We start from the raw sequence: 3,322 nt of genomic DNA on the forward strand, positions 1-3,322 counted from the left end.
GCCCGGTACACCTTCGCCATCCGCGCGAAGTGCGCGAGGGACTCCGTGTCCGAGTACACCTGCGCGTTGCGCTCGGGGATGTTGCCCTCGTGCGTGCGGAACACCGGAGTGAAGGCCGCCACCTCCGTCCAGCGCTTCAGCAGCTCCGGGCTCCGGTGGTAGTTCTGGAGCGGGTTGTCGATGGTGGTGTACCCGCCGATGTCCGCGTGGTTCAGGCTGAAGCCCGACAGCCCGCCCGTGAGCAGCCCCGTCAGCGCGCTCTCGAGGCCATCGGACTCGTCCCAGCTCACGAGCTGGTCCCCCAGCCAGAAGAGCGTGGTGTGCCTCGGGCTGCGCGTGAAGCCCGAGCGCATGAAGAAGACCACGTCCTCCCCACGCCCCACCTCCTCGATGAGCTCGCGGTTGAGCTTCGCCCACTCCTCGGGGTACGCGTTGTGGGCCTGTCGCGCGTCGCCGTCGGCCAGCCGCGCGTCGTAGGGCAGGGCCTCGCCGAAGTCCGCCATCCACCCCGAGGCCCCTACCGCCAGCACCTCGTCGCGAAGCACGTCCTTCATCCACCGCCGGGCCTCGGGGTTCGTCAGGTCCACCAGGCCCGCGGAGAACGAGGTGTTCTGGATGAGGTACGGCGCGTCCCCAGCGGTGCGCACGAGGTAGCCGCGCTCCTTGGCCTCGGCGAAGAGGTTGCGCCGGTACGAGGGCTTCTGCCCCTCCACGTCCGCGAGGAAGGGATTCACGTACGTCATCACCCGGATGTCCCGCGCCTCCAGCGAGCGCACCAACTCGGGCCACTCGGGGTAGCGCTCCGGGTCCAGCTCCCAGTTCCACCACAGCTGCTTGCCGAAGCTGGTGACACGCTGGCCCACCCAGTCCTGGAGCCAGAAGGCCGCCACCGGCACGTCCTGCTCCTCCAGCTTCGCGAGCACCTCGCGCACCTTGGCCGTGCCCCCCTGCATGCCCAGCACCGCGCCCCCGAGAATCCAGTCCGGCAGCCGGCGCATCCGGCCGGCGTAGGCCGTGTACTCCTCGATGAGTTCCAGCGGCGTGGTGCCCGAGAGGATGCGCCCCCGCATGGTGGAGGAGAAGAGCTCCACGGTGATGCGCTCGTCGTCGCGCAGGTCGAAGGTGGAGACCTCGGTGTTCTCCAGGAAGAGCGAGCGCAGGCGGCTGGTGAGGTAGTGGGGCACGGCCGCGTAGGTGGTGTGCCCGTTGCCCCCGGCGCCCGCGGTGAGGTCCGCCCCGAGGGTAATGGGGAAGGCGCCCCGGCCGATGCCCTGCTCGGAGACGAGGATGGGGACGCGCAGGCCCTTGTGGTCGAACCAGCTGAACTGCTCGCCGAAGCCGTAGACGCCCTCGTCCTCCTCGGACGCCTGCGTGAGGGCCACGCGGTTGTAGCGCGGGTCCTTCACCTCCAGCGTGAAACCGAGCTGCCGGGGGGCCGCGCTGGTGAAGCGCAGGCTGTAGCCCACCTCGCCGTCCCGGCAGGACAGGGTGCCCGTCACCTCCACCGTCCCCGGGCCCTGCTCGCCGAGGCCCGTCACGCGCTGGTCCACGCAGCGCTCCTCCAGTGCGTCCTTCACGGAGAACAGGCCCCGGGACTCGTGCACCGTCTCCGTGCCGCGGCCGGCCGTCACGAAGGCGCGCCCGGGGAGACTCTCCCAGACGGTGCGACCGCCGTGCTCGATGCGAAGTACGGGCGCCTCGCCTCCCGTCCACCGGAGCGCGAAGGCGTCGGCCTGGAGCGAGAGGGGGCTGTGCAGGCCGGGCGCGGACAGCGTGCCGGGCTCGAGGTCATTCGAGCCGCAGGCGGCGCACAGCAGCAGGGAGAGGCAGAGGAGGCGGAGAGGGCAGGGGGCTCGCACGGGGCGAGCCTATGCGAGGGCTACGGTTTGTCGCCCTGGAGGGCGCTGGTATCGGGGAGGGCCCGCTTCTCCACCTGGGAGATGAGGTCCCCGGCGAACCGCTCGCTGAACCCGGCGATGAAGGCGATGGTGATGTAGAAGTAGATGGCCTTGCCCTCGGGCACCACCACCGCGGGCACCAGTCCCGCGTTGAGGAGGCCGTAGCAGAACAGGGCGAAGAACATCCCGATGAGGGGCTTGAAGAAGCCGAAGAGCACCAGGGCGCCGGGCTTCTCGCTATAGCGGCTGTTGAAGTCCTGGAGCCGCACCATGATGCTGGTGACGCTCCCGAGCGCCCCGACGATGGTGATGAGCACGAGGTCCTCGACCAGCAGGCCCATCGCCATGGTGCGCCCGCCCCAGTGCATCAGCTTCGGAATCGCCCAGAGGGCCATCGGCGCGACGAAGTACGCGAAGAGGCCGAGCCCCATCACCACGAGGATGGCCGGCGAGGCCCGCTGCCAATGGGACAGTCGCAGGGGGGAGTTCTCTTCCCGGATGGCCTTCTTCAGCACCTCCTTGAGCTCCCGCGCGTAGGTGAAGTTCGGCTTGGCTCCCAGCAGCGCCCGCACGGCCGAGCGCAGCATCTGGAGCTGCGTGGGGCCGAGCTGCCCCATTGTGTTGGGAATCAACATCACCAACTCCGCGAGCTCCTGCTGAAGCTCCTGGGCGACCTCTCCGGCCAGCACCTGCTCGACCCGGGTGGCCAGCTCCGTGCCCAGGGCGCTGTCGAGCTCGGGAGACGCCTGTCCCGAGCCGAAGGGGTTGGTGGCCATGGGCAGCGTGGAGAGCCCCTGGGCCAGCTTCTGGACCGTGTTCGCCTCGGCGGGCCCCGGTGCCGGCTCCAGGCCCGGCTCGTTCGCGGTTGCTACCCCGTTGGGGGTGGGCTCGTTCGCGGTGCTCATGGTGCGAATCTAGCATCAACCTGGAGGTGCTGGACGGGCAGCCCCGCGCTCCGTCCCAGGTCGACGTACTCGCGCATCATCAAGCGTGTCTGCTCGCCTACCTTGGTGAAGTGGACCCGGAGGTAGGTCTCCAGGTCCATGGGCACGAGCCGGGCCGCCAGGGGCAGGACCGCCTTGAACAGGGCGGGGCGCAGGAGCGGCAACACGGCCGAGGCACTGCCCTTGGTGCGCCAGGCGGCGATCCGCACCGCTTCCCGCGCGGCCTGGTGGACCCGCTCCAGCGAGTCCCGCTCGAGGAACCGCTCGAAGCTCCAGCCCGCCGCTTCCAGCCCAGCGATGAAGACGGTCAGCACGGCGGTGGGAATCGCCGCGGCGCGGAGCGTGTCGGGATGGCGCGCGGCCGGATAGCCACCGGCCTTCAGCGTCCGGCTCACCTCCTGGAGTCGCTCCGGGGGCCCGCTGAACAGGCCTCGCGCCATCGGGGGGAACCAGAACGCCGTGCCCGGCTTCGGGACCGGG

The 3,322-nt window shown here is 70.2% G+C and carries 2 protein-coding genes and 1 pseudogene; all 3 read right to left on the minus strand.

Annotated elements, in window-relative coordinates:
• Positions 1-1,859, minus strand: a 1,859-nt coding sequence (locus VF794_RS14735) for an alpha-glucosidase (protein ID WP_331110856.1), incomplete at its 3' end; no start/stop codon positions are given.
• Between the two features lie 20 nt (positions 1,860-1,879).
• Positions 1,880-2,803 carry a hypothetical protein gene (locus VF794_RS14740; protein WP_331110858.1) on the minus strand — a complete coding sequence of 308 codons (924 nt, stop codon included), beginning with the start codon at positions 2,801-2,803 and terminating at the stop codon, positions 1,880-1,882.
• Positions 2,800-3,322, minus strand: a pseudogene (locus VF794_RS14745) (ketopantoate reductase); the annotation flags it as partial. The gene VF794_RS14740 and the pseudogene VF794_RS14745, both read right to left, overlap by 4 nt.

The sequence above is a fragment of the Archangium sp. genome (genome assembly GCF_036389735.1).
Lineage (GTDB): Bacteria > Myxococcota > Myxococcia > Myxococcales > Myxococcaceae > Archangium.